Annotated in this window: 25 protein-coding genes and 1 tRNA gene; 13 read left to right on the forward strand and 13 right to left on the reverse strand. The window is 65.8% G+C overall.

All coding sequences use genetic code 11. The features are described 5' to 3' along the window. Positions 1–139 precede the first annotated feature (139 nt). Positions 140–3478, forward strand: coding sequence for a carbamoyl-phosphate synthase large subunit (carB, locus tag F3H87_RS17815; RefSeq protein WP_149789048.1), 3339 nt, complete (start codon positions 140–142; stop codon positions 3476–3478). Between the two features lie 395 nt (positions 3479–3873). Here carB and F3H87_RS17820 read toward each other — a convergent pair whose 3' ends face one another. Together F3H87_RS17820 and F3H87_RS17825 are read right to left on the reverse strand one after the other, a co-directional pair. After that, the gene (locus F3H87_RS17820) at positions 3874–4797 is read right to left on the reverse strand and encodes a helix-turn-helix transcriptional regulator (protein ID WP_149792007.1); all 924 of its coding nucleotides are present in this window, start codon (positions 4795–4797) and stop codon (positions 3874–3876) included. Further along, entirely contained in the window at positions 4794–5252 is a 459-nt protein-coding gene (locus tag F3H87_RS17825; protein WP_149789047.1) for a phage regulatory CII family protein, read from the reverse strand. The genes F3H87_RS17820 and F3H87_RS17825 overlap by 4 nt, the downstream gene beginning before the upstream one ends. 391 nt (positions 5253–5643) lie before the next feature. Here F3H87_RS17825 and F3H87_RS17830 point away from each other — a divergent pair, with 391 nt between their 5' ends. After that, entirely contained in the window at positions 5644–6234 is a 591-nt protein-coding gene (locus F3H87_RS17830) for a thymidine kinase (protein WP_149789046.1), read from the forward strand. Between the two features lie 174 nt (positions 6235–6408). On the opposite strand, the gene F3H87_RS17835 is transcribed toward F3H87_RS17830, so the two are convergent. From F3H87_RS17835 to F3H87_RS17855, 5 genes are all read right to left on the reverse strand, one after another. Then, a tRNA-Arg gene (locus F3H87_RS17835) sits at positions 6409–6485 on the reverse strand. 108 nt (positions 6486–6593) lie between these two features. Then, entirely contained in the window at positions 6594–6797 is a 204-nt protein-coding gene (locus F3H87_RS17840) for a hypothetical protein (RefSeq protein WP_149789045.1), read from the reverse strand. Between the two features lie 111 nt (positions 6798–6908). Beyond that, entirely contained in the window at positions 6909–8294 is a 1386-nt protein-coding gene (locus tag F3H87_RS17845) for a sensor histidine kinase (RefSeq protein ID WP_149789044.1), read from the reverse strand. A gap of 21 nt (positions 8295–8315) precedes the next feature. Continuing rightward, positions 8316–9734, reverse strand: coding sequence for a dihydrolipoyl dehydrogenase family protein (locus F3H87_RS17850; protein WP_149789043.1), 1419 nt, complete (start codon positions 9732–9734; stop codon positions 8316–8318). Positions 9735–9737: 3 nt separating this feature from the next. Next, a complete protein-coding gene (locus tag F3H87_RS17855) occupies positions 9738–10478 on the reverse strand; it encodes a TVP38/TMEM64 family protein (RefSeq protein WP_149789042.1) in 741 nt (246 codons plus the stop codon). 273 nt (positions 10479–10751) lie between these two features. Between F3H87_RS17855 and rpmH the strand changes: the two genes are divergently transcribed. The 8 genes from rpmH (at position 10752) to yihA (ending at position 17449) form a co-directional block, all read left to right on the forward strand. Continuing rightward, positions 10752–10886: a 50S ribosomal protein L34 gene (gene rpmH, locus F3H87_RS17860; RefSeq protein WP_005980833.1), complete on the forward strand. Its 135-nt coding sequence runs from the start codon at positions 10752–10754 to the stop codon at positions 10884–10886. Positions 10887–10909: 23 nt separating this feature from the next. After that, the gene (gene rnpA / locus F3H87_RS17865) at positions 10910–11326 is read left to right on the forward strand and encodes a ribonuclease P protein component (protein ID WP_149789041.1); all 417 of its coding nucleotides are present in this window, start codon (positions 10910–10912) and stop codon (positions 11324–11326) included. A gap of 3 nt (positions 11327–11329) precedes the next feature. Beyond that, positions 11330–11569 carry a membrane protein insertion efficiency factor YidD gene (gene yidD / locus F3H87_RS17870; RefSeq protein WP_149789040.1) on the forward strand — a complete coding sequence of 80 codons (240 nt, stop codon included), beginning with the start codon at positions 11330–11332 and terminating at the stop codon, positions 11567–11569. Between the two features lie 50 nt (positions 11570–11619). Continuing rightward, positions 11620–12489 carry a tRNA 2-thiocytidine(32) synthetase TtcA gene (gene ttcA, locus F3H87_RS17875; protein ID WP_149789039.1) on the forward strand — a complete coding sequence of 290 codons (870 nt, stop codon included), beginning with the start codon at positions 11620–11622 and terminating at the stop codon, positions 12487–12489. A gap of 57 nt (positions 12490–12546) precedes the next feature. Continuing rightward, a complete protein-coding gene (locus F3H87_RS17880; protein WP_149789038.1) occupies positions 12547–14064 on the forward strand; it encodes a putative bifunctional diguanylate cyclase/phosphodiesterase in 1518 nt (505 codons plus the stop codon). A gap of 114 nt (positions 14065–14178) precedes the next feature. Then, entirely contained in the window at positions 14179–16059 is a 1881-nt protein-coding gene (gene yidC, locus F3H87_RS17885) for a membrane protein insertase YidC (protein WP_149789037.1), read from the forward strand. Continuing rightward, positions 16056–16799 carry an MOSC domain-containing protein gene (locus tag F3H87_RS17890; protein ID WP_149789036.1) on the forward strand — a complete coding sequence of 248 codons (744 nt, stop codon included), beginning with the start codon at positions 16056–16058 and terminating at the stop codon, positions 16797–16799. The genes yidC and F3H87_RS17890 overlap by 4 nt, the downstream gene beginning before the upstream one ends. Beyond that, complete coding sequence (gene yihA / locus F3H87_RS17895; RefSeq protein ID WP_149789035.1) at positions 16799–17449, forward strand: ribosome biogenesis GTP-binding protein YihA/YsxC; 651 nt, start codon at positions 16799–16801, stop codon at positions 17447–17449. Before F3H87_RS17890 ends, yihA begins: the two co-directional genes overlap by 1 nt. Positions 17450–17464: 15 nt before the next feature. Here the strand turns inward: yihA and F3H87_RS17900 are convergent, their stop codons facing one another. Next, positions 17465–18199: an SDR family NAD(P)-dependent oxidoreductase gene (locus tag F3H87_RS17900; protein WP_149789034.1), complete on the reverse strand. Its 735-nt coding sequence runs from the start codon at positions 18197–18199 to the stop codon at positions 17465–17467. A gap of 118 nt (positions 18200–18317) precedes the next feature. Between F3H87_RS17900 and argB the strand changes: the two genes are divergently transcribed. From argB to F3H87_RS17915, 3 genes are read left to right on the forward strand one after another with little or no spacing between them, the layout of a single operon-like run. Beyond that, positions 18318–19202, forward strand: coding sequence for an acetylglutamate kinase (gene argB, locus F3H87_RS17905; protein ID WP_149789033.1), 885 nt, complete (start codon positions 18318–18320; stop codon positions 19200–19202). Further along, positions 19199–19834 carry a ferredoxin gene (locus tag F3H87_RS17910; RefSeq protein WP_149789032.1) on the forward strand — a complete coding sequence of 212 codons (636 nt, stop codon included), beginning with the start codon at positions 19199–19201 and terminating at the stop codon, positions 19832–19834. Before argB ends, F3H87_RS17910 begins: the two co-directional genes overlap by 4 nt. Positions 19835–19838: 4 nt before the next feature. Next, positions 19839–20324 (forward strand): SixA phosphatase family protein, encoded by a 486-nt coding sequence (locus F3H87_RS17915; protein WP_223228117.1) that lies wholly within the window; start codon positions 19839–19841, stop codon positions 20322–20324. Between the two features lie 18 nt (positions 20325–20342). Here the strand turns inward: F3H87_RS17915 and F3H87_RS17920 are convergent, their stop codons facing one another. From F3H87_RS17920 to F3H87_RS17940, 5 genes are all read right to left on the reverse strand, one after another. Further along, positions 20343–20687, reverse strand: a complete 345-nt coding sequence (locus tag F3H87_RS17920; protein WP_394852173.1) for a DUF7282 domain-containing protein — start codon at positions 20685–20687, stop codon at positions 20343–20345. A 313-nt stretch (positions 20688–21000) separates the two neighbouring features. After that, complete coding sequence (locus F3H87_RS17925) at positions 21001–21768, reverse strand: amino acid ABC transporter ATP-binding protein (RefSeq protein ID WP_149789030.1); 768 nt, start codon at positions 21766–21768, stop codon at positions 21001–21003. 15 nt (positions 21769–21783) lie between these two features. Further along, positions 21784–23079: an amino acid ABC transporter permease gene (locus tag F3H87_RS17930; protein ID WP_149789029.1), complete on the reverse strand. Its 1296-nt coding sequence runs from the start codon at positions 23077–23079 to the stop codon at positions 21784–21786. 1 nt (position 23080) lies between these two features. Further along, a complete protein-coding gene (locus F3H87_RS17935; protein ID WP_149789028.1) occupies positions 23081–24295 on the reverse strand; it encodes an amino acid ABC transporter permease in 1215 nt (404 codons plus the stop codon). 143 nt (positions 24296–24438) lie between these two features. Then, entirely contained in the window at positions 24439–25455 is a 1017-nt protein-coding gene (locus F3H87_RS17940) for an amino acid ABC transporter substrate-binding protein (protein WP_149789027.1), read from the reverse strand. Positions 25456–25474 lie beyond the last annotated feature (19 nt).

Here is a 25474-nt window from a genome sequence, read left to right on the forward strand (position 1 = left end):
CGGTTTTCCTGACGCACCGGATCAGGGGTTGCGCCGCGCCCCGCGATGTCTATAACCCACGACAATTTGCGCGGCCCGACTCTGCTTGCTCCGGGCCGCCCGCTGCCCGCGAATACACGCGAATACAGAGGTCCGAGACATGCCCAAAAGAACCGATATCACCTCCATCATGATCATCGGCGCGGGGCCCATCATCATCGGACAGGCCTGCGAGTTCGACTATTCCGGCGCACAGGCCTGCAAGGCGCTGCGCGAAGAGGGATACCGGGTGATCCTGGTGAACTCGAACCCGGCCACGATCATGACCGATCCGGGGCTGGCCGACGCCACCTATATCGAGCCGATCACGCCCGAGGTCGTGGCCAAGATCATCGAAAAGGAACGCCCCGACGCGCTCTTGCCGACGATGGGCGGGCAGACCGGGCTGAACACATCGCTGGCGCTGGCCGACATGGGCGTGCTGGAGAAATTCGGCGTCGAGCTGATCGGCGCCAACCGCGAGGCCATCGAGATGGCCGAGGACCGCAAGCTGTTCCGCGAGGCGATGGACCGGCTGGGCATCGAGAACCCCCGCGCCACCATCGTCACCGCCCCGAAGGACGCCAGGGGCCATTTCGACCTCGAGGCCGGCGTCGCCAAGGCGCTTGAGGCGCTGGAGGATATCGGCCTGCCCGCGATCATCCGCCCGGCCTTCACACTGGGCGGCACCGGCGGCGGCGTGGCCTATAACCGCGACGATTACATCCACTATTGCCGCACCGGCATGGATGCCAGCCCGGTGGGCCAGATCCTTGTCGACGAAAGCCTGCTGGGCTGGAAGGAATACGAGATGGAGGTCGTCCGCGACAAGGCGGACAACGCGATCATCGTCTGCTCCATCGAAAACGTCGACCCGATGGGCGTGCACACGGGCGATTCCATCACCGTGGCCCCGGCGCTGACGCTGACCGACAAGGAATACCAGATCATGCGCAACGGCTCTATCGCCGTGCTGCGCGAGATCGGCGTGGAAACCGGCGGGTCGAACGTGCAATGGGCGATCAACCCCGAGGACGGCCGCATGGTGGTGATCGAAATGAACCCCCGCGTCAGCCGCTCGTCGGCGCTGGCGTCCAAGGCGACGGGGTTCCCGATTGCCAAGATCGCGGCCAAGCTGGCGGTGGGCTACACGCTGGACGAGCTGGATAACGACATCACCAAGGTGACGCCCGCCAGTTTCGAGCCGACGATCGATTACGTCGTCACCAAGATCCCGAAATTCGCCTTCGAGAAATTCCCCGGCTCCAAACCGCACCTGACCACCGCGATGAAATCCGTGGGCGAGGCGATGGCCATCGGCCGCACCATCCACGAATCGCTGCAAAAGGCGCTGGCTTCGATGGAATCGGGGCTGACCGGTTTCGACGAGGTGGAAATCGAAGGTGCGCCGGACAAGGCCGCGGTGATCAAGGCGATCAGCGAACAGACGCCCGACCGGATGCGCACCATCGCGCAGGCCATGCGCCACGGGCTGAGCGACGACGAGATCCACGGCGTCACCATGTTCGACCCCTGGTTCCTGGCCCGCATCCGCGAGATCGTCGAGACCGAGGACAGGATCAGGAAGGACGGCCTGCCCGTCACCGAGGACGGGTTGCGCCGGCTGAAGATGATGGGCTTTACCGATGCGCGGCTGGCGGCACTGACCGGCCGGACCGAAGGCAACGTGCGCCGCGCGCGCCAGAACCTTGGCGTGACGGCCGTGTTCAAGCGCATCGACACCTGCGCCGCCGAGTTCGAGGCGCAGACGCCCTATATGTATTCCACATACGAGGCGCCCGCGATGGGCGACGTGGAATGCGAATCGCGCCCCAGCGACCGCAAGAAGGTGGTGATCCTGGGCGGCGGCCCGAACCGGATCGGCCAGGGGATCGAGTTCGACTATTGCTGCTGCCACGCCTGCTTCGCACTGACCGACGCGGGTTACGAAACCATCATGGTCAACTGCAACCCGGAAACGGTGTCCACCGATTACGACACCTCGGACCGGCTGTATTTCGAGCCGCTGACATTCGAACACGTGATGGAAATCCTGCGGGTCGAGCAGGAAAACGGCACGCTGCACGGTGTGATCGTGCAATTCGGCGGGCAGACCCCGCTGAAACTGGCCAATGCGCTGTATGAAGAGGGCATTCCGATCCTCGGCACCACGCCCGACGCCATCGACCTTGCCGAAGACCGCGAGCGGTTCCAGCAGCTTGTGAACAAGCTGGCGCTGAAACAGCCGCGCAACGGCATCGCCAGCACGGATGCGCAGGCGCTGGCGATTGCCGAGGATATCGGCTTTCCGCTGGTGATCCGCCCCTCTTACGTGCTGGGCGGTCGCGCGATGGAGATCGTGCGCGACATGGCGCACCTGGAACGCTACATCGCCGAGGCGGTGGTGGTCTCGGGCGACAGCCCGGTGCTGCTCGACAGTTACCTGTCGGGCGCCATCGAATGCGATGTCGATGCGCTGAGCGACGGCAAGACCGTGCATGTGGCCGGCATCATGCAGCATATCGAAGAGGCCGGCGTGCATTCCGGCGACAGCGCCTGTTCGCTGCCGCCCTATTCGCTGCCCGCCGGCATCATCGACGAGATCAAGCGCCAGACGCAGGCACTGGCGCTGGAGCTGGGCGTCGTGGGCCTGATGAACGTGCAGTTCGCAGTCAAGGACGGCGATATCTACCTGATCGAGGTGAACCCGCGCGCCAGCCGCACGGTGCCCTTCGTCGCCAAGGCCACGGATTCGGCCATCGCCTCGATCGCCGCGCGGCTGATGGCGGGCGAGCCGATGGAGAATTTCCCGCTGCGCGGCCCCTACCCCAAGGATGCCAAACCCGGCACGCTGCCGATGGCCGATCCGATGACGCTGGCCGATCCCGACATGCCGTGGTTCTCGGTCAAGGAGGCGGTGCTGCCCTTTGCCCGCTTCCCCGGTGTCGACACGATCCTGGGCCCGGAAATGCGTTCCACCGGCGAGGTGATGGGCTGGGATGTCTCTTTCCCGCTGGCCTTTCTCAAGGCGCAGCTTGGCGCGGGGTCCGACCTGCCGCGCGAGGGCAAGGTGTTCGTCTCGATCAAGGATGCCGACAAGACCGGGGCGATGGCCGATGCCGCGCGCAGCCTTGTCGGGCTGGGCCTGACGCTGATCGCCACCCGCGGCACGGCGAAATGGCTGGAAGAGGCCGGCGTGGCCTGCGAGACGGTCAACAAGGTCTACGAGGGCCGGCCGAACATCGTCGACATGCTGAAGGACGGGCAGATCGCGCTGGTGTTCAACACCACCGAGGGCGCGCAGGCGGTCGAGGACAGCCGCGAAATCCGCTCGGTCGCGCTTTATGACAAGATCCCCTATTTCACCACCGCCGCCGGGGCCATAGCCGCCGTCGAGGCGATGGAGGCCCGCACCAGGGGCGATTTCGGGGTCATGGCGTTGCAGGGCGCACAGGGCTGAGCGCAGCCTGCCCGCGGGCAGGCCGGACACTGGGGCGAATCGCCGCAGGCAGGCATGCCCGCACACGCCAAAGCAAGCCGGATGGGCACCTGTCATTTCTGACAGGTAAGGGCACACCTCCTGTCAGAAATGACAGGGCGTGCATCCGCCGCCGACGATTTTCCCCCAAGACAGCGGCAGGCCCGTTTTCTAGACTGATGACGGGGGAAAAGCTGGCTCTGTCGTCCCCGATACCGCAGGGCCGCTTTGGGTGAGAGAGCACAAGCAACCCCGTAATATTGCTGGCCGATCTGACGCACCGCTTGCGCGGTCCCCGTGTCATTGCGGTGTCGGCCGTTTCGATGTGGAAGCCATTTTAAGCAGGACCAGAGGGTCGGCCATGCCGGCCCTCTTTATTATTCCGAGGCCATCGCCCGGCGGCCCGGCACCGGCACCGGCGCCTCGCGCCGCGATCTTTCGCCCTTGCCGTCCATCTGCACCAGCACCTCGACCCCGTCGGCATCGGCCGCGTTGTGGCCCAGCGGATCGGCGACCAGCCCCAGGCTCATCGCCAGCGCGGCCAGGCCGCTGCGATTCTCGATCCCGGTCTTCTCGGTCAGGCTGTGCATCCGCTGGCGCACCGCCGAGACCGACACGCCGAGCCGGCCGGCGATCGCCTTGTCCTTCAGCCCCTGCCCCAGCAGTTCCAGCAGCTCGCGCTGCTTGTCGGAAATCGCGTTGCGGTCGGGGAACTCGGCGGCGAAATGCATCACGTATCGCTGGTGCGCCGCCATAGCCGCGACATGCAGCGTCCAGCCATGGGCGCGCAGGATGGTCAGCATGTCGCGCCGTGCATGGTTCCCCGAAAAGGTGATCAGCCCGGCCTGTGGCGGCGCATGGATGCGCAGCGGCACGGAAAACCCCGCACGCAGGCCCTTTTCGGCCGCAAGCTCCAGCATCTGCAGGCGGATCGGGGGCACGGGGTGGAAATCGTCGATGAATTCCAGCCCCGTCACGATCGGCGTCAGGTGATGCAGCGCATGGCTGCGGAAATACGACCATTTCTGCACCGCCGGGTCCTGGCTCATGTCGTTGAGCCATTCGGCATCATACGAGGTGCGCACGAACAGCGTCTTCTTCCAGTCGCGGAAACTGCTGGCCGAGATGAAATCAATGAACGGCAGATCCAGCGTGCGCCCCAGTTGCACGAGCCGCCGCCACACCTGGACCGAGCGGGTCGTATCCTCGAGATCGCGCAGGAACTCATGCAGAACGGCCGGGGTCTGCTTTTCGGCCTCGATCAGCGGCCGGTGCGGTGTTGCGGCCGTGGGTCGGGTCACACCGTTTCTTCCTCCAGGTGCAGTTTCATGTCCAGAAGCACCTGCTGCAGCGACAGCGTTTCCTTCAGCAGCCGCTTGGCCTCGTTGGCCGTGATCACCCCGTCCTCGATGGATTGCTGGTATTCCGCCATCAGCAGGGCGAACCGCTGGCTCAGCGCGATGACATCGGAATTGACCCCGCCGCCGCCGGGCCGGTTGGGGCGACGCTCGTCCATGGCCAGGGTGATCCCCTTCAGCTCGGCCAGCGCGCTGGTGACATGCGGATAGCCCGCCGCCTCTTCCAGAGCCGCGACCGCGTCCACCGGCATGAACCGTTCGGCATGTTCGGGGTGGTCGGAATAATACCGCCCCAGCGTGGCCTTCGACTTTCCGGTCAGGACGCAGGCCTGTTCGATCCCCACATCCTTGACCAGGGCTTCGGTGTGTTTCTTCAGATAACTGCTGACTGCGTTCATAACCTGCCTTTCGCACCCCATGGGGAAACCTGTTCAGGTTTTCCCATTAATCGCTTTGCCACCATTTGTCATGCATCAAGAACTCCCGTTTTTTTCGGGATTTTGCGAGTGGCCGGCACTCCCTGCGCCGGCTGAGGGTGGGGCGCGCTGCGCGTCTGCTGGGAGGGGCAGCAGAGCCGGTTCCGACCGGCAGCCGCGTTGCGGGCCCTGTTTTCGCCGGATCGCACGGGGGCACCTCGGGTTCCCATGCGGACAGGCCCGGCGAAAACGGCCGATACCGACCGGGCCATGCGCGCCGGTCGGCCATCACTCACGTCGACCGCCCCACCCCTTTCGCCCCCCTTGCCGGGCGGTCTTGCCAAGGGCGGGGCCGGCGGATTATGCCGCCCGCATGGCCAAGCTCTATTTCCACTACTCCACCATGAATGCCGGCAAGTCGACGGTGCTGTTGCAGGCCGCGCATAACTATCGTGAGCGGGGGATGGAGACCTATCTGCTGACCGCGCAGCTGGATACCCGCGCGGGCGAGGGCCGGATCGCCAGCCGCATCGGCATCGGCAGCGCCGCCGACACCTTCGCGCCGGGCGAGGACCTGTTCGGCAAGATCGCAAAGCGGCTGGCGGCCGGTCCGGTGGCCTGCGTCTTCATCGACGAGTCGCAATTCCTGGAGGACGCGCAGGTCTGGCAACTGGCGCGCGCGGTCGACGACCTGGGCGTACCGGTGATGGCCTACGGGCTGCGCGTGGATTTCCGCGGCCGGCTTTTCCCGGGCTCGGCCACGTTGCTGGCGCTGGCCGATGAAATGCGCGAGGTGCGCACGATCTGCCACTGCGGCAAGAAGGCGACGATGGTGGTGCGCAAGGACGCCTCGGGCGCGGTGCTGCGCGACGGCGCACAGGTGCAGATCGGCGGGAACGAGACCTATGTCAGCCTGTGCCGCCGCCACTGGCGCAAGGCCGTGGGCGACCCGGATATGGGCTGAGCGGGACCAGGCTGTCGTCCGGGCAGTTCGCAGCAGAAGGGCACCGCTCGGCAGATGCCGGACAAGGCGTTTCCCCACCGGCCACGGGCAAACCGGGCCAGTGTGCGACCTCAGCCAAAGGGCAACCTGCAAAGCGAAAGGGCAAAGGCCCAGACTGTCGACTTTAGGGGAAAGTGGCGGACTGGGGAGGATTCGAACCCCCGACCCCTTGATTCGTAGTCAAGTACTCTATCCAACTGAGCTACCAGTCCGTGGAGGCGGGATTTAGCCCCCCCGGCGGGGGTTTGCAAGGGCGAATTCAGGATTTTTTGCCGCCGCCCGGTAAAACCGGCACCGGCCCCGGAAATACCCCGCGCAGCTTACATCAGGTCGCTCAGGCGGCGCTGCAGCATCCCCTTGAAGGACTCCACCGCGCTCCCGATGTCCCGATCGGGCAGGTAGGCCGAAATCTCGCCGAGCGACGCCAGGTTCACACCGTCGCGCAGCATCATGCCGGAAATGCCCAGCGACATGATGACGAAGAATGCGATCAAACCGCGGCCCAGGGCTTGCACCAGGATCATCGTGGCCTCCTAACCTTGTCCGGCAACATGTATTGCCGCGCAGCGGGGCCAGGTCTGGGCGCAAATGTGGCACGAAAATGGCGCCTTGCCGCCTGCGCCGGGGCGCGCGGCTCAGCCCGCCTCGCCCATCGGCAGCGAGATACGGAACATCGTGCCGTCGGGGCCGGTGCGTTCCAGCGTCAGCATGCCGCCATGGCCGCGGATCAGTTCGGCGGCGATGGCAAGGCCCAGCCCCGCACCGCCCTTGCGCGCGCCGCCCTGGAACGGGGTGAACAGGTTTTCCTGCGCCTTTTTAGGCAGGCCGGGGCCGGTATCGGCCACCTCGATTATCCAGGCGCCATCGCCCTCATGCGCGGCGACGCTGATCTCGCCGCCCTTGCCCGACTGCGCCAGCGCCTGCCGCGCGTTGCGCACGAGGTTGGACAGCACGCGGTAAAGCTGCTCGGCATCGGCGCGCACGACCATGCCGGTGGGCACATCCTCGGACATCGAGATATCCATCTCGTCGCCGATGGCCAGCCGCTCGCTGTCCAGCACATCCTCGACAATACCGGCCAGCGCCAGCCGCGTCAGCTTGGGCGGGGGCTCCTCGGCCCGGCCAAAGGCCAGGGTGGATTCGGTCAGGTTCACCGCGCGGGTGATCGAGTTCACCAGCTTCGGCGCCATGCGGCGCACGCCGGGGTCTTCGCTCATCTCGATACGGTCGACGAAAAGCTGCGCCGAGGTCAGGATATTGCGCAGGTCGTGGCTGATCTTGGCCACCGCCGCGCCAAGCTGGGCCAGCCGCTCCTTCTGCTTCAGCGCGCCGGTCAGCTCGGTCTCCATCCTGGCAAGCGCCTCCTCTGCCTCGCGCAGCTCGATCACGCGGGCGGTGGGGGTAAGGATGCGGCGCGCGTCCTCGGGGTTGGCGGCATAGCTTTGCATGGCCTTCACCACGCCCTTGATCGGCTTCACCAGAAGCTCGCGCACGGCAAAGAACAGCAGCGTCGCGGTAAAGATCGAGATCACCGCCGACAGGATAAGGATGCGCAGGCCATAGTCGATCATCGCCGTGCGCAGGCCGCCGGTTTCCATCGTCACCTCGATCAGCAGCCCGGCCTCGCGCACGGGGTTGCCGATCACCCGGATCACCCGCGGCTCGGGGTCCCACAGCCGCGCCATCGCGTCGCCGATCAGCGCCATCGCGGGCGGGTCGCGCAGATCGAAGGTGGCGTGGATCGGCTGCGGCACCGGCGATTGCAGGATCAGCTGCCGCGCCTCGTTGCGGCGCAGCACGACGTTATAGACCTCGGCGTTGCGCAGCAGTTCCTCTTCCAGGTCGGGCGAGATCATGTCGTCGGCCAGCAGCGCAAGCGAGGCGATCTGCGCCCGTTCCAGCCGGCTGAGCAGGTAATCCTCGCGGAAACGCGCGATCGAGGGGACGAAGATCAGGATCTCGGCCAGCATCACGAAGACGATGGTCAGGATCAGGAATCGTCCAGACAGGGTGCGCAGCATCGAAACCTCAAACCAATCGCGTCAGGGCAGCCAGCGTTGCACCGCCCGCACCACGCGCTTGACCCAAGGATTATCAAAGAGCCGGGGCGAGAAATAGGCCCCTGCGGCACGCTTGTTGATTTCCGCGATGGTGGGGTATGGCGCGACCATGCCGGCCACCGCCGACATTTTCAGGCCGTTGGCAATGGCCAGCGACCAAAGGGCGATCAATTCGCCTGCCTGGTGGCCAACAATGGTTGCGCCGACGGGGCGGCCCCCGACCACCATCACCTTGATCGCGCCGGTCATCTGCCCGGTGGCGATGGCCCTGTCGTTGTGGCGGTAATCGAAGCGCGCAACCTCCAGCCGGTCGCCATGCTGCGCGCGCGCCTGCGCCTCGGTCGGGCCGACCTGCGCCAGCTCGGGGCTGGTATAGGTGGCCCAGGGGATATGCGCGGTTTTCACCTTCGTGGGCAGCCCGAACAGCACCTCGCGGATGATCAGCCCGGCATGATAGCCCGCGACATGGGTGAACTGCATCCCGCCCGCCACGTCACCGATGGCATAGACCTTGCGGTTGGTGCTGCGCAGGCGGTCATCCACCCTGATGCCGGTTTTCGTGGTCTCGATCCCCGCCGCACCTAAGTTCAGCCGGTCGATATTCGGCTTGCGCCCCACCGCGACCAGCAGGTGCGTTCCCGTGAAAACGCGCCCGTCCTTTACCGCAACCTCGATCGCGCCCGCCTGCCCGCGAATGTCGGCGGCCGGTGCGTCCTCTTCGATGGCGATGCCCTCGGCGCGCAGGCGGTCCAGCACGATGGCGGCCATTTCGGGATCGTCCTTGCCCAGCGCCTTTGCGCCTTCGATCACCGTCACCGCGCAGCCGAGGCGGCGGTGCGCCTGCGCCATCTCCATCCCGATGGGTCCGCCGCCGACGATCAGCAGATGATCGGGCCGGTCGCGCAGGTCGAAAATGGTTTCGTTGGTATAATGCGGCACGGTGTCCAGCCCCGGAATCGGCGGCACCAGCGGGGACGAGCCGGTGGCGATCACGATGCGGCGGGCGGTGATCTCGTGATCTCCGGCCTGCACCGTCTGCGGGCCGGTGAAGGCGCCGTATTCGCGGATCACCCGCACGCCCAGCCCCTCGAACCGCTCGACGCTGTCCATCGGTTTGATCGTGTCGATCACGGCGGCCACGTGATCCCTGGCGGCGGCGAAATCCACATCCGGCACCACCGGCGTCACCCCCATCGCACCGCCGGCCTGCATCGCGTGGGCAGCCTGCCCCGCCGCCAGCAGCGCCTTGGACGGCACGCAGCCGTAATTCAGGCAGTCGCCACCCATCCGGTGCCCTTCCAGCAGCACCACGGCGGCGCCCATCTGCACCGCCCCCGCCGCCACACTCAGCCCGCCGGACCCGGCCCCGATGACCAGCAGATCGGTCCTGATCTTTTCCATGTCTCAGATGCCTTTCCTGCCGCGCACGGCCTTCAGAACGATGGGCAGCGCCGCCAGCGCGCACAGGCCGAGGATCGGGCCCAGCACAAAGGGTTCAAAGAGGATACCCAGATCGGGCGTTTCGCCGCGTGCGAACACGTCGCCCAGCCCCGCCCCCACCGAGGTATAGACCACGCCGCCGGGAATGATCCCGAAAAAGGTGGACACGGCAAAGCGGAACAGGCCGACCCCCACCAGCGCGGGCAGGATGTTGGCGACAAAGAACGGCACCGCGGGAACAAGGCGGATCAGGAACAGCATCGACCACTGGTTTTCGTCGATCCCGTCCTTGATGCGCTTTATCGTGCCGGTGCCGGTCTCCATCCGCGCGGCAAGCCGTTCGCCCAGCCCCAACCTTGCGGCCAGGAAGATGGCGATGGCGCCGATCGTGGCCGCGGTCACATTCAGCGCCGCGCCGATCCACGTCCCGAACAGGAACCCGCCGGTCAGCGTGGCCAGCGTCGCGCCCGGCAGCGAAAAGGCCACGATCAGCACGTAGACCGCCATGAAACCCAGGGCGGTGACAAGATAGTTGACGTCACGAAACGCCAGCAGCGCCTCGCGGTTGTCGCGCAGGGTTTCGAAATTCAGCACGTCGCGCAGGGTAATCGCCCCGATGACCGCCACCGACAGGATCACGATCAGCGGCAGGTTGCGTTTCAGCGCGGATTTCCGCGCCGGGGTCGGACTGGCGTTCTCGGTCATTGCGGGCCCATCTGTTGTGCATCCAAGATGCGGCGGATGGGACGTATTTGACAGCCCCCTCACGGGCGGTTGATCGGCGGTGACGCGAAACCGCGCGATTTGACCGGCAAACCGCGCGGTTGTAACATTCCCCGTCCGCGGGGGGCGAATTTTTGTTTCAAACCCGCGCATCCCGGTTTGACTTATCCGGGCGCCGCCCCTATAGACCGGGCTTCAGATCACTGGCCCCGCGCGAATCCGCGCGGCGGGGTCGCTTATTCGGAGATGGCAGCGATGAAACGCACCTACCAACCCTCGAACCTGGTTCGCAAACGCCGCCACGGCTTTCGCGCGCGCATGGCCACCAAGGCCGGCCGCAAGATCCTGAACGCGCGCCGCGCCCGTGGCCGCAAGAGCCTGAGCGCCTGATCCAACGCGATCAGACCGGAACGATGACGCCGCCGGAGGCCCCGAGGGACGCGGAAACGCCCCGAGGGAACATGCCCCCGGCGGCGTCCGTTTGCCCGCAGAAAAGCGGGCTGTTCATCATCAGGACCCGCGCCGATTTCCTGCGCGCCGCCCGCGCACAAAAGCAGGGCGCCGGTTCGATGATGGTGCAGGCGCGCGACCGGCGTGATGGCGGTGACGCGATCCGCGTCGGCTTTACCTGTTCGAAAAAGGTCGGCAACGCGGTGGCGCGCAACCGCGCCAAGCGCCGCCTGCGCGAGGCCGCCCGCGCGGTGCTGCCCGAACATGGCCGCCCTGGCTGGGACTATGTGCTGATCGGCCGCGCCCATGAAACCGCCGCCCGCCCCTTTGAGGCGCTGAAAGGCGACCTTATCTTTGCCCTGCGCAAACTGCATGGTTGAGAGATGAGCCCGCTTGCCCGCATCGTCGCCCTGCCCGTCCGGGCCTACAGGCTGCTGTGGTCGCCCTGGGTGGGGCATAACTGCCGGTATCAGCCGACCTGCAGCGCCTACGCGCTGGAGGCGCTGGAAAAGCACGGTGCGCTGAAAGGCACATGGCTGGCCCTGCGCCGCATCGGGCGCTGCCATCCCTGGGGCAGCGACGGCTACGATCCGGTGCCACCCTGCAAACACGACAAGGGCTGAGCGCGCGAGAATCCTTGCCCTGCGCGCCGTCCTCCTCTAATCCCGCCGACATGCTGGACGAGGCCGACGATATCCACCCGCTGTTCCACGGTGCCCCCAAAAGCACCGAGTTCAAGAAGCTGCGCAAACGCATCGTGCAATACACGCGCGAGGCGGTGGACCAATACGGCATGATCGAACCGGGCGCGCGCTGGCTGGTCTGCCTGTCGGGCGGCAAGGACAGCTATACCCTGCTGGCCGTGCTGCACGAGCTGAAATGGCGCGGGCTGCTGCCGGTCGACCTGCTGGCCTGCAACCTCGACCAGGGGCAGCCGGGATTTCCCGCGACGGTACTGCCGGAATTCCTGGAACGGATGGGCGTGCCGCACCGGATCGAATACCAGGACACCTATTCCATCGTCGTCGACAAGGTGCCGCAGGGCCGGACCTTTTGCGCGCTGTGTTCGCGGCTGCGGCGCGGCAACCTCTATCGCATCGCCCGCGAAGAAGGCTGTTCGGCGGTGGTGCTGGGCCATCACCGCGACGACATTCTCGAAACCTTCTTCATGAACCTCTTTCACGGCTCGCGGCTGGCCACAATGCCGCCCAAGCTGCTGAACGAAGAGGGCGACCTGTTCGTCTATCGCCCGCTGGCCCATGTCGCCGAGGAGGATTGCGAGAAATTCGCCCGCGCGATGAATTACCCGATCATCCCCTGCGACCTGTGCGGCAGCCAGGACGGGCTGCAGCGCCAGCAGGTCAAGCAGCTGATCGACCAGTGGGAAAGGAACCATCCCGGCCGCCGGCAAAAGATGTTCCGCGCGCTGATGAATATCCGCCCCTCGCACATGCTTGACCCGTCGCTGTTCGATTTCGCGGGGCTTGTGCGCGATTTGGATAAAAATGAAACGGAATCGGACGCGATTCCCGCTTTGCGTTAAAGTCACGTTCAGGGTGCGCCCGTAGCCTGCAACCAGTTTGCAGAAGGGACACCGCCCATGACCAGCCCGATCCGGCGCCTGACGGCCTTGCGCAACCTTGCCCGCAGCGCGCTGTCGGGGCCGCCGGCGCTGGCCTTCATGCCGGCGGCGATCCTCGCGGCCTTCTGGTTCGGGGGCGAGGGGTGGCTTTTGACGCTGGCGCTGGCCCTGCCGGCGGTCTTTGCCGCGCTGGGGCTGTTCGACGGGCAGCCCGGCGCCATTGCGCCGCCGCCACCCAGCACGCCGGAGGCGGCAGAACGCGCGTTGCACCAGGCCACGCGCACGGGGCGGCGCACCGCCTGCCTGCTGGTGGAAATCGACGAGTTCGAAACGCAGCGGAACCGGCTGGGCAGCGCCGGGGCCGCCCAAGTGCTGACCCGGATGCGCCAGCGCCTGCAGGGCGCCACCCGCGACGGCGACCATATCGCGCCGCTGGAACCGGGGCGGTTCGCCGTGGTGCTGGCGCCGATGCGGCATCTCGACCTTGAAACGGCGATCCAGCTGGCGGGCCGGTTGCAGGCCCGGATGGAAGAGCCGGTCTCGGTCGATGCGCAGGCGATCTATCTGTCCTGCTCGGTGGGCTTCGTGCTGGACAGCCAGTTGCGTGCCGGCACCGCACAGGAGATGCTGGGGGCCGCCACCCGCGCGCTGGACGTGGCGCGCGCGCACGGCCCCTCGGCCATCCGCGCCTATGCCCCCGATATGGCGCAGGGGCCGGAAACGCCCGACCTGCTGGCCGACGAACTGGCGCAGGCGCTGGAAAACGGACAGATCGCGCCCTGGTTCCAGCCGCAGATCTCCACCGATACCGGGCAGGTTTCGGGGGTCGAGGCGCTGGCGCGCTGGCATCACCCGCAACGCGGCCTGATCCCGCCGGCCGAGTTCCTGCCGGCGCTGGAACGCTCGGGCCAGCTGGAGCGGCTGGGCGAGGTGATCCTCTATCACGCGCTGGCCGCCCTGCGCGGCTGGGACGACAACGGGATCGAGGTGCCGCTGGTGGCGGTGAACTTTGCCGGGGACGAGCTGCGCAACCCCCGGCTGGTCGACAAGATCCGGTGGGAACTGGACCGATTCGACCTGCCCCCCGAACGGCTGTGCATCGAGGTGCTGGAAACCGTCGTCGCCGCGTCGCCCGATGACATGATCGCGCGCAACATCAACGGGCTGGCCGCGCTGGGATGCACCATCGACCTGGACGATTTCGGCACCGGCCATGCCTCGATCAGCTCGATCCGGCGGTTTTCGGTCAACCGGCTGAAGATCGACCGCTCTTTCGTGCGCAAGGTGGACCGCGACGCCGAGCAGCAGCGCATGGTGGCCGCGATTCTGACGATGGCCGAACGGCTTGGCCTCGACGTACTGGCCGAAGGCGTGGAAAGCGCCGGCGAACACGCCATGCTGGCCCAGCTTGGCTGCAGCCATGTGCAGGGCTTCGGCATCGCGCGGCCGATGCCGCCGGACCGCATCGCCGAGTGGCTGCGCAGCCACGGCGCCCGGCTGGCCGAACCGCCCCGTATCGGGCGCGGTTCCGGCTGAGACACGGGCACGGAAAGCCGCGCCGATTGGGCGCGATTTCCCACATCCCCCTTGACCTTTGGGGTTCTACTCTGTTGAACCCCCCTGACACGATCAGGACAGGTACAACCCGACATGGACGATCAGAACAAGAACCTCATTCTGGCCACCGCGCTGAGCTTCGCGGTCATCATGGTCTGGTTCCTCCTGTTTCCACCGCCCGAGCAGCCGGTGGAAGACCCCAATGCCCCCGCGGTTGCGCAAAGCACCGAGGACGCCGGCGGCAATACCGTCGCCACGACGCCGCAGGCCGCCACAGGCGATCCCGCCACGGCCGGCCCGCAGGCCACGGCCGACACCGCGACCCCGGGCACCGATGCCCCGCGCCTGGCGATCGAAACCGGCACGGTCTCGGGCTCGATCTCGCTGCTTGGCGGGCGGATCGACCAGCTGGCGCTGAAGAACTACCGCCAGTCGCTCGAACCGGGCTCGGATATCGTGTCGATGCTGCAGCCGGTCGGCGGCGACGGCGCCTATTACGCGCTTTACGGCTGGGCGCCCGGCACGGGGCTGAGCGCCGAGATGGTGCCGGGGCCCAACACGCTCTGGCAGGCGACCGGCGGCCAGACGCTGACCCCCGGCACGCCGGTGACGATGCGCTGGGACAACGGCGAGGGCCTGACCTTTATCCGCGAAATCGCGATCGACGAGAATTACATGTTCACCGTCACCCAGACGGTCGAGAACACCGGCGAGGCGCCCGCGACGCTGGCCCCCTACGGCATCCTGGCCCGCCATGGCGAGCCGCAGGGGCTGAAAAACTTTTTCATCCTGCACGAAGGCATGATCGCCATGGCCGATGGCGAGCTGACGGAAACCGGGTATGACGACCTGGACCCGGCGACCGATTACCGGGATATCCCGGTCGAACAATCGGGATGGATCGGGTTCACCGACCATTACTGGATGTCGACGCTGGTGCCCGCCGCCGGCACGCCGGTGCGGTTCAGCGCCTTCCACGACACCGGGCGCGATATCTACCAGACCACCATGCGCCAGGCCACGCAGACCCTGGCCCCCGGCGCCAGCGTGAGCGTCAGCTCGCAGCTTTTCGCGGGGCCGAAGAAATGGGAAACCATCCGCAACTACGAGGCGGGCGAGGATCTGGACAGTTTCACCGACTCGCTGATGTACGGGCTGGGCATGAAATCCGCCCTGCCCGGCGGGATCGAGGGGTTCCTGGATTCGATCGACTGGGGCTGGTTCTTTTTCCTGACCAAGCCGATCTTTTTCCTGCTGCACGAGCTTCACGCCGTCATCGGCAACATGGGCTGGGCCATCATCGCGCTGACCCTGATCATCAAGGCGCTGGTGTTCCCGCTGGCCTATAAATCCTATGCCAGCATGGCGAAGATGAAGGAACTCCAGCCCAAGATGGAGGAGCTGAAAGAGCGCGCCGGCGACGACCGGCAAAAGCTCCAGCAGGAGATGATGGCGCTCTACAAGAAGGAAAAGGTGAACCCGGCCTCGGGCTGTCTGCCGATCCTGATCCAGATCCCGATCTTCTTCTCGCTCTACAAGGTGATCTTTGTCACGCTCGAACTGCGCCACGCGCCCTTCATCGGCTGGATCCGCGACCTGAGCGCGCCCGACCCGTCGACGCTGTTCAACCTGTTCGGGCTGCTGCCCTGGGACGCGCCCGATCCGCAATCGGTCCTTTCGCTGGTCTTCATCGGGGTGCTGCCGATCCTGCTGGGCATCACCATGTGGCTGCAGCAGAAGCTGAACCCGGCGCCCACCGACCCCACGCAAAAGATGATCTTTGCCTGGATGCCCTGGGTGTTCATGTTCATGCTGGGCGGCTTTGCCTCGGGGCTGGTGATCTACTGGATCGCGAACAACACGATCACCTTTACCCAGCAATACCTGATCATGCGGTCGCACGGCTATAAACCGGACGTGTTCGGCAATATCCGCTCCAGCTTCCGTCGCGGCGCGCCCGGTCAGGACAAATGACGGCGCGCGTGACCGCGCTCTGGCGCTATCCGGTCAAGGGGATCGGGGCCGAGCCGCTGGAGGCCGTCACGCTGGCGCCCGACCGGCCCCTGCCCGGCGACCGGGCCTGGGCGGTGCATCACGCCGCCGCGCCCGCGGATACAGGTGGCTGGCGCCCCTGCCGCGAATTCCTGCGCGGGGCAAGCGGGCCGCAGCTTATGGCGGTCACCGCCACCACCGGCGCGAACGGTGCGATCACGCTGCGCCATCCGTCGCAGGGCGCGCTGACCGTCGATCCCGCGCTGGCGCCGCAGGCCCTGCTGGACTGGGTCGCGCCGATCTGGCCCGCGGAACGCCCCGCCCCCGCCCGCGTGGTGCGCGCGCCCGATGCGGGCATGTCCGACGTGGCCTTCCCCTCGGTATCGGTGCTGAACGCGGCGTCGCTGCGGGCGCTGTCCGAACGGCTGGGCCGCAACCTGGACCCGCGGCGGTTTCGCGGCAATATCTGGCTCGACGGGCTGGCCCCGTGGGACGAGTTCGACCTTGTCGGGCGCGAAATCGCCATCGGCGACGCCCGCCTGCGGATCGAGGCCCGGATCACCCGCTGCCGCGCGACCGAGGCCAACCCCGAAACCGGCGAGCGTGACGCCGCGACGCTGCAAACGCTCAAATCCGGCTGGGGGCATCAGGATTTCGGCGTCTATGCCCGCGTCGTCACCGGGGGCGACATTGCCCTCGGCACAAGCGCAGAGGTGATGTGATGCAACTGCCCTTTCCCCTGGCCGAAATCGACGACCCCGACGCGATCGAGGCGGGGCGCAAGCTGTTCGCCGCGCCGTCGGATTTCCTGAAAGGCGTGGTCGCCATGGACGGGTTGCCCCCGGCCGACCGGATCGAGCTGTGCTTTGCCGGGCGGTCGAACGTGGGCAAGTCGTCGCTGATCAACGCGCTGACCGGTCGCAAGGGGCTGGCGCGCGCGTCGAACACCCCCGGCCGCACGCAGGAGATCAACTTTTTCACCATCGGCGAGGCGCATTACCTGGTCGACCTGCCCGGCTATGGCTATGCCAACGCGCCGCTCAAGGTGGTCGAGAAATGGCAAAGGCTGCTCAGGCAATACCTGTCGGGCCGGCAAAGCCTGCGCCGTGCCTTCGTGCTGATCGACGCACGCCACGGTATCAAGGCGGTGGACGAAGAGATCATGACGCTGCTGGACAGCGCGGCGGTGACCTTTCAGGCGGTGCTGACCAAGACCGACAAGGTCAAGGGAAAAGACCGCGAAAAGGTGCTGGCGCAGGTGCGCGAAAAACTGTCGGCGCATCCCGCCGCCTATCCCGAAATCGTGCTGACCTCGTCGGAAAAGGGCGATGGCATCGCCACGTTGCGCGCAATCATCGCCGAGCTGGAATAGACGCCCCGCCCCGGCTCAGACGTGCTGGCCGCCGTTGATCTCGATCTCGGTCCCCGAGATGTAGGAGCTTTCCGAGGAGCAGAGGAAGAACACCGTGGCGGCCACCTCTTCGGGCTGGCCGAGGCGGCGCAGCGGCAGGTTTTCCACCAGCTTCTCGGTGCCGGGGCTGAGGATCGCGGTTTCGATCTCGCCCGGTGCGATGGCGTTCACGCGCACCCCCATCGGGCCGAAATCATGGGCCATTTCCCGCGTCAGCGCCTTGAGCGCGGCCTTGGACGTGGCATAGGCGGCACCGGCAAAGGGGTGCACCTCGTTCCCGGCGATCGAGGTGACGTTGACCACCGCGCCCTTAGCGGCGGCCAGCTCCTCTTTCAGCGCGCGCGCCAGCACCACCGAGGAAAAGAAATTGACGTGAAACACCTGCCCCCATGTCCTGAGATCGGTGGTGATCGTGTTCAGCCGCTCGCCATCCGGCCCCTTGGGCGAGATACCGGCGTTGTTCACCAGCGCGTCCAGCCGTCCGTCCAGCTTGCTGCGGATCAGCTCCACCTTCTCGATCACGTCCGAGGGGTTGGCCAGGTCGATCTGCACATGGTTTTCCGCGCCGCCGCCCCAGGGGCATTCCTCGGGGAAGGGTTGGCGCGAACAGGTGATGACGCGCCAGCCCTCGCGGTTGAAGCGGCGCACCGTGGCATGGCCGATACCACGGCTTGCGCCCGTCAGCAGTAATGTCTTTTGCCGCTCGCTCATGACTGATTGCTCCGTTGCCTCTGGCCCGTAACCCTAGCACTGCGCCGGGCACTTGCAACGCGCACTTGGCACGGGCCGCGCCAAAGGCTAACACAGGCTGCCAAGAGGGACGCAAGGGATGAGAAAACAGACGATGAACCGCGACTGGATCGCCACCGCGCGCACGCTGTCCGAGGCGCTGCCCTATCTTCAACGCTATACCGGCGCCATCGTGGTGGTGAAATTCGGCGGCAATGCCATGGGCGACGACAGCGCCATGGACGAATTCGCCCGCGATATCGTGCTGATGCGGCAGGTGGGGCTGAACCCCGTCGTGGTGCATGGCGGCGGCCCGATGATCAACGACATGCTGGCCCGGCTGGGGATCGCGTCGGAATTCGTGCGCGGCAAGCGCGTGACCGACAAGGCAACGGTCGAGGTGGTCGAGATGGTGCTGACCGGCCTTGTCAACAAGCGCATCGTGCAGGCGATCAACCAGCAGGGCGGCCGCGGCGTGGGGCTGAGCGGCAAGGACGCCAACCTGATGGTCTGCGAACCCGACGATCCCGAACTGGGTTTCGTCGGGCGGCCGGTGCAGATGAACCCGCAGGTCCTGCACGATCTGTTCGCGGCCGGGATCATCCCCGTCGTGGCGCCGCTGGGCACGGGGCTGGGCGAGAACGAGACCTTCAACGTCAACGGCGACACCGCGGCGGGCGCGATTGCCGGCGCGCTCAGGGCCGACCGCCTGCTGCTGCTGACCGATGTGCCGGGCGTCAAGAACGCCGCCGGCGAGATCGTGACCGAACTGACCCCCGAGGACGTGACCACCATGACCGAGGAGGGCGTGATCGCCGGTGGCATGATCCCCAAGACACAGACCGCGCTGGCTGCGATTGCCGAGGGCGTGCGCGGCGTCGTCATCATCGACGGGCGCGTGCCCAATGCCTGCCTGCTGGAGCTGTTCACCGAGCATGGCTCGGGCTCGCTCATCAAGCCGCGCAACCTGCCGCCGCGACGGTGACGACACTTGCGCGGATCGAGGCGGCGCTGGCCCCGCACGGGCTGATCCAGATGGGCGGCGTGGCGCTGGACGCGCCCGCGCGCAGCCTGATCCTGGTGGGCGCAGGGCCCGGTTTCTGGCCGGTCTTCCGCGACAGCCCCGAATATGCCGATGGCAGGCCCGACCCGGTGGATCGCTGGTCGGTGCGGGTGCTGGGCGGGCTTGCGCAAGGGTTCGGTGCCGAGAGTGCCTATCCGTTCGGCGGCCCGCCCTATCAGCCGTTCCTGCGTTGGGCCGCCGAGAGCGGGCAAAGCCACCCCAGCCCGGTGGGGATGCTGGTGCATGCGCGCGCGGGCATGATGATCTCGTTCCGGGGCGCGCTGATCCTGCCGGGGCGGATCGGGCTGCCCGCCCCCGCACCATCCCCCTGCCCCGAATGCGCGCGGCCCTGCACCACCGCCTGCCCGGTCGGCGCGCTGCGCGAGGGCGCGCCCTATGACGTGGCCGCCTGCAAGGCCCATATTGCCAGCCCCGAAGGCGCGGAATGCCTGCAGAACGGCTGCCTCGTGCGTCGTGCCTGCCCGGTGTCACAAAGTTTTGGCCGCGATCCGGCACAGTCGGCCCTGCACATGGCCGCCTTTCTGAAGGGATGAACGAATGCGCCTGATCCTGATGCGCCACGCCAAATCAGACTGGTCCAGCGGCGTCACGCGCGACCACGACCGCCCGCTGAACGCGCGCGGCCTGCGCGCGGCCCGCGCGATGGGCGACTGGCTGCGCGCGCAGGGCTATCTGCCCGATAGGGTGCTGTGCTCGACAGCGACACGGACGCGCGAAACGCTGGATGGCTTGCGGATCGACGCACCGGTTTCGTTCGAAACGGGGCTGTATCACGCATCGCCCGACACCATGCTGCGTATCCTGCACGAGGCCAACGGGCAGAACGTTCTGATGATCGGGCATAATCCGGGCATTGCGGAACTGGCCGAGGCCCTTGTTGCCACGCCGCCCGACCATCCGCGTTTCTTCGACTATCCCACCGGCGCGACACTGGTGGTCGATTTCCAGGCCGCTGACTGGTCGGCGGTGGCCGCCGGTCGCGGTGCGTCGGTGGATTTCGTGGTGCCGCGCGACCTGGAATAGCCCGCGCGGCGGTTGACGTTATTGTGCGGTGACCACGGTCATGACCAGGTTGCCGTCGATACGGATCGGCCCGTCTTCCTTGGCGCCGAGCGTGTATTCGAAAATGCCGGTCTGCATCCCGCCATCTTCGGAATGAACCATCAGCATCAGCATGTCGCCCGCAGCGACCTCTTCGGTCAGGATCGCGGCGACATCGGCGTTTTCACCGGCGCGCAGCGGCGCATGACCAACCACGGGGCCCGGTTTCATGTCGGCATCGGTGCGGTGAACGACAAGCCAGCCGTTCTTTTCGGCGATGACGGACTCGGCGGATACGACACCATTGGCGACCGTCTGATCCATTGCCTTTACGGCGGGGGTCATACCGTGGTTGCCGGCAATCGCGATGCTGCCCAATGCCGTGATGGCGGTAGCTGCAAGAATGAAACGCATGGAAATGTCTCCCTGTTTTCCTGTGTTTGCGCCCGAACCTCTGCCGGGCTCACAAGCAGTCACGCAGCGACGGGGAAAAAGTTTCACGGCACGCGAATTTTTTTGCAAACAAGGCTGGGATGCAGGTGGCAATCGTCCCGCTGCGCAGCGCCAGACGAAACGCGCCGCCGGCTGCAGGTTCTGCAAGCCGGGCGGCGCGCGTGGTTTTGGCGTGCGACGGGGCCGGTGGCCCCTGTCGATGCAATCAGTGGCCGAGGATCTGGCTGAGGAACAGCTTGGTCCGCTCGCTTTGCGGGTTGTTGAAGAACTCTTCGGGCTCGTTCTGTTCGACGATCTGGCCCTGATCCATGAAGATAACGCGGTTCGCCACCTGCCGGGCAAAGCCCATCTCGTGCGTGACGCAGAGCATGGTCATCCCCTCCTCGGCCAGTTCCACCATCGTATCCAGAACCTCCTTGATCATCTCGGGGTCGAGCGCCGATGTCGGTTCGTCGAACAACATGATGCGCGGGCGCATGCACAGCGACCGGGCAATCGCCACGCGCTGCTGCTGGCCGCCCGACAACTGGCCGGGATACTTGTCGGCCTGTTCGGGGATCTTCACCTTTTCAAGGAAATGCATCGCCGTTGCCTCGGCTTCCTTCTTGGGGATCTTGCGCACCCAGATCGGCGCCAGCGTGCAGTTTTCAAGGATCGTCAGATGCGGGAACAGGTTGAAGTGTTGGAACACCATCCCGACTTCGGAACGGATCTTGTCGATATTCTTGAGGTCCGAGGACAGTAGCGTGCCATCCACCACGATCCGGCCCTTCTGGTGTTCCTCCAGCGCGTTGATGCAACGGATCAGCGTGGATTTGCCAGACCCCGAAGGCCCGGCGATCACGATGCGTTCGCCACGGTTCACGGTCAGGTTGATGTCGCGCAGCACGTGGAACGAGCCGAACCACTTGTTCATGTTCTCGATGGTGATCGCCACCTCGTCCGAGATTTGCATTTGTGCCTGTTCAGCCATGGGACAGACCTTTCCTTAACGATGATCGCGCTGCAGCTGACGCTCCAGCCATTGCGAATATTGCGAGATGCCGTAGCAGACGACAAAGAAGCTCAGGACAGCGAAGCCCCAAAGCTCCCAATAGACGCCGTTCCATTCGGTCGATGCCAGGATCGGCCCGCGGATCATGCCCACCAGGTCGAACATCGAGATGACCGAAACCAGCGTCGTGTCCTTGAACAGCCCCACGGCCACGTTGACGATGCCGGGGATCGAGATCTTCAGCGCCTGCGGCAGGATGACCAGCCGCATCGACTGCGCGTAATCCAGCCCGAGGCTGTCGGCGGCCTCGTACTGCCCGCGCGGCAGCGCCGCCAGCCCGCCCCGGATCACCTCGGCGATATAGGCCGAGGCGAAGGCGGTGATCATGATGATCACGCGGATGATCAGGTCGAGATTGGTTTCCGGCGGAAAGAAATAGGACAGCACCACGTTGGCCACGAACAGCAGCGTGATCAGCGGCACACCGCGAATGAACTCGATGAACAGCACGCAGATCCACTTGATGATCGGCATGTGGCTCTGGCGGCCCAGCGCCAGCAGGATGCCGATGGGCAGCGACAGCGACACGCAGACCGTCCCCAGGATCATGTTCAGCATGAAGCCGCCCATGTCGCGCGACGGCACCGGCCTGAGCGCCAGAACATCCGAGGCCGCGGCGGACAGGAAGCCGCCCAGCCACCAGATCACCACCGCACTGACCAGCCCGGCCAGCGACGCCGTGGCAAAGCCCGACGCCTCGGTCCGGCGAAAGACCAGCAGGCCTGCGATGATCCCGGCCAGCGCGATCACCGGCGCCAGGATGGTGCCGCCCCAGATCAGCCAGAAGGCCACGAACGGATAGATCGCGCTGAATACCAGCAGCCGGCGCGGCAGGTGCGCGAACAGCACCGGGGCCGCGGCCACGATCAGCAGGACAAACGCCAGAAGCGGCCGCCAGTATTGATCCGACGGGTATTTGAACCCGAACAGCAACTGGTTCCACCGCTCGGTCAGCACCGAGAAACAGCCCCCCGTGGTGCCCTGCAATATTTCGCGGCACTCCGCCAGCGACGAGGCCGTCCAGACCCCGTTGAGGAACCACGGCAGCGACCCCGCCACGATCTTGTAGATGAAATAGATCGCCAGCAGCGTCAGGATCGCGTTGACGGGGCCGGGAAACAGGTTTTCCCGCAGCCATTTGATGACACCGGCCTCGGATACGGGCGGCGCCTGTTCGGGCAGCATCGTATCGCGGACATAGGCGACGGATTGTGCGTGCGTATCGCTCATGTCACCTCTCCTTCAGCTTCACGGCGTTGTTGTAGGCGTTCATGACCGCCGAGATCGCCAGGCTGATCGTCAGGTAGAACAGCATCAGCAGCAGCACGCATTCGATGGCCCGGCCGGTCTGGTTCAGCGTGATGCCACCCAGCGTGCCGGTCAGGTCCATATAGCCCACGGCGATGGCAAGCGAGCTGTTCTTGGTCAGGTTCAGGTATTGCGAGATCAGCGGCGGGATGATGACCCGCAGCGCCTGCGGCAGGATCACAAGGTTCATGATCCGGCGCGGGCGCAGGCCCAGGCTGGCCGCGGCCTCGGTCTGGCCCTTGGAAATCGCAAGGATACCCGCGCGCACGTTTTCCGCGATGAAGGCGGCGGTATAGATCGACAGCGCGAACCACAGCGAGATCAGCGAATTTCGGGCGAATATCCCGCCCTGGAAGTTGAAGCCCCTGAGCTCGGGATATTCCATCGTGACCGGCCGGCCCATCACGAAGAACGCCAGCACCGCCGGAACGATGAAAAGCGCCAGCGACGGCCAGAACACCGGCAGCAGCCGGCCCTCGTCGAAAAGCGCCTTCCTGGCGTGGCGACGCCAGGCGAAGATACCGGCGACCGAGGCCACGAACACCGCGATCACCACGCCCGATCCTGGCCCGAAGACCGGCATGGGGAAATAGAAGCCCCGCCCGGTAAAGGCGAACATGCCCCACAGCATCGACGCCTCGGCATCCTCGCCCCGGAAATCGCGCGGCTGCGGCAGCACGGCGACGAAAATCGCCATGATGATCAGAATCCAGATCAGCACCGGCACGTTGCGGAAGATTTCCACGTAGACCGCCATCAGCTTGCGGATCAGCCAGTTCGGGCTGAGGCGCAGAACCCCAACGACCACCCCGATCACGGTTGCCATGATACAGCCCAGCAACGCCACCAGGAGCGTGTTCAGCACGCCCACCATCGCGGCGCGCAGGTGGGTGGACTGGCTGTTGTAGTCGATCAGGCTCTGGTTGATGTCATAGCCCGCGGGCTCGCCCAGGAAACCATAGCTGAAACTCAGCCCGGCCGCCTGCAGGTTGGCCGCGAGGTTGCTCAGAAGATAGGCCACTGCCCCGAAAAGGGCGATCAGCGCGATGATCTGGAATGTGTAGGATCGGTAACGGGTGTCGTTGATCAGCTGCGAAAGCTGGAACGTCCCGGCCGGCGGATCGGAATACGTCGCCATGTCTGTTTTCCCTGTCATGTCCGCCTTGGTCCTGCCTGCGCAATTGCTGCGTCTTGTTTCGGGGGCGGCAGGAGCGGAACTTATGGTTATTCAGGATAGATAGAGAAAGGGCGCGGTCTGCCCGCGCCCTTTCATGTGTCAGATCACCGGAACGGCGGGCTGTACAGCAGGCCGCCATCGGTCCATTGCGCGTTCAGGCCGCGCGCCAGGCCGATCGGGGTGTTCTCGCCGATGTTCTTTTCGAACACCTCGCCATAGTTGCCCACGGCCTTGATCGCGCGGGCCGCCCAGTCGGCATCGAGGCCCAGCATCTCGCCCAGGGTGCCCTCGGTGCCCAGCAGGCGGTTGACCTCGGGGTTGTTGGTGCCTTGTGCCAGCTCGTCGACATTGGCCGAGGTCACGCCCAGCTCTTCGGCCGCGATCAGCGCGTTGAGCGTCCAGCGCACGACATCGACCCACTCGCTGTCGCCGTGACGGACCAGCGGGCCCAGCGGCTCTTTCGAGATGATCTCGGGCAGGATGATGTGCTCGCCCGGGTTCTCGAACGCGGCGCGGGTCGCGGCCAGGCCCGATGCGTCGGTCGTATAGACGTCACAGGCGCCTTCCAGGTACAGCGGCTGCGCCTCTGCGTTGGTTTCGATCGGAACCGGCTCGTAGCTGATGTTGTTGGAACGGAAGAAATCCGCCAGGTTCAGCTCGGTCGTGGTGCCGGTCTGGATGCAGACGGTTGCGCCGTCAAGCTCCTTGGCCGAGCTGACGCCCAGCGCCTTGGGCACCATGAAGCCCTGACCGTCGTAGTAGTTGACGCCGGTGAATTCGAACTTGAGGTCGACATCGCGCGTGAACGTCCAGGTGGTGTTCCGCGACAGCACGTCGATCTCGCCCGATGCAAGGGCGGTGAACCGGGTCTTGCCGGTGGTCGACACGAATTCGACGGCGCTGGGATCCCCAAGAACAGCAGCCGCGATCGCGCGGCAGACACTTACATCGAACCCATCCCAGTTGCCGTTGGCATCGGGGGCGGCAAAGCCCACCAGCCCGGTGTTCACACCGCAATTCAGCTTGCCGCGCGCCTTTACGTCATCCAGTGTCGCGGCTGCCGCTGCTCCGGCCGTCAGACCAGCAACCGTCAGCGCGCCAAGAAATACGGATTTTTTCATGTTTACCTCTTCCTGATTT

The sequence above is a fragment of the Lutimaribacter pacificus genome, from assembly GCF_900142185.1.
GTDB classification, from domain to species: Bacteria; Pseudomonadota; Alphaproteobacteria; order Rhodobacterales; family Rhodobacteraceae; genus Lutimaribacter; species Lutimaribacter pacificus.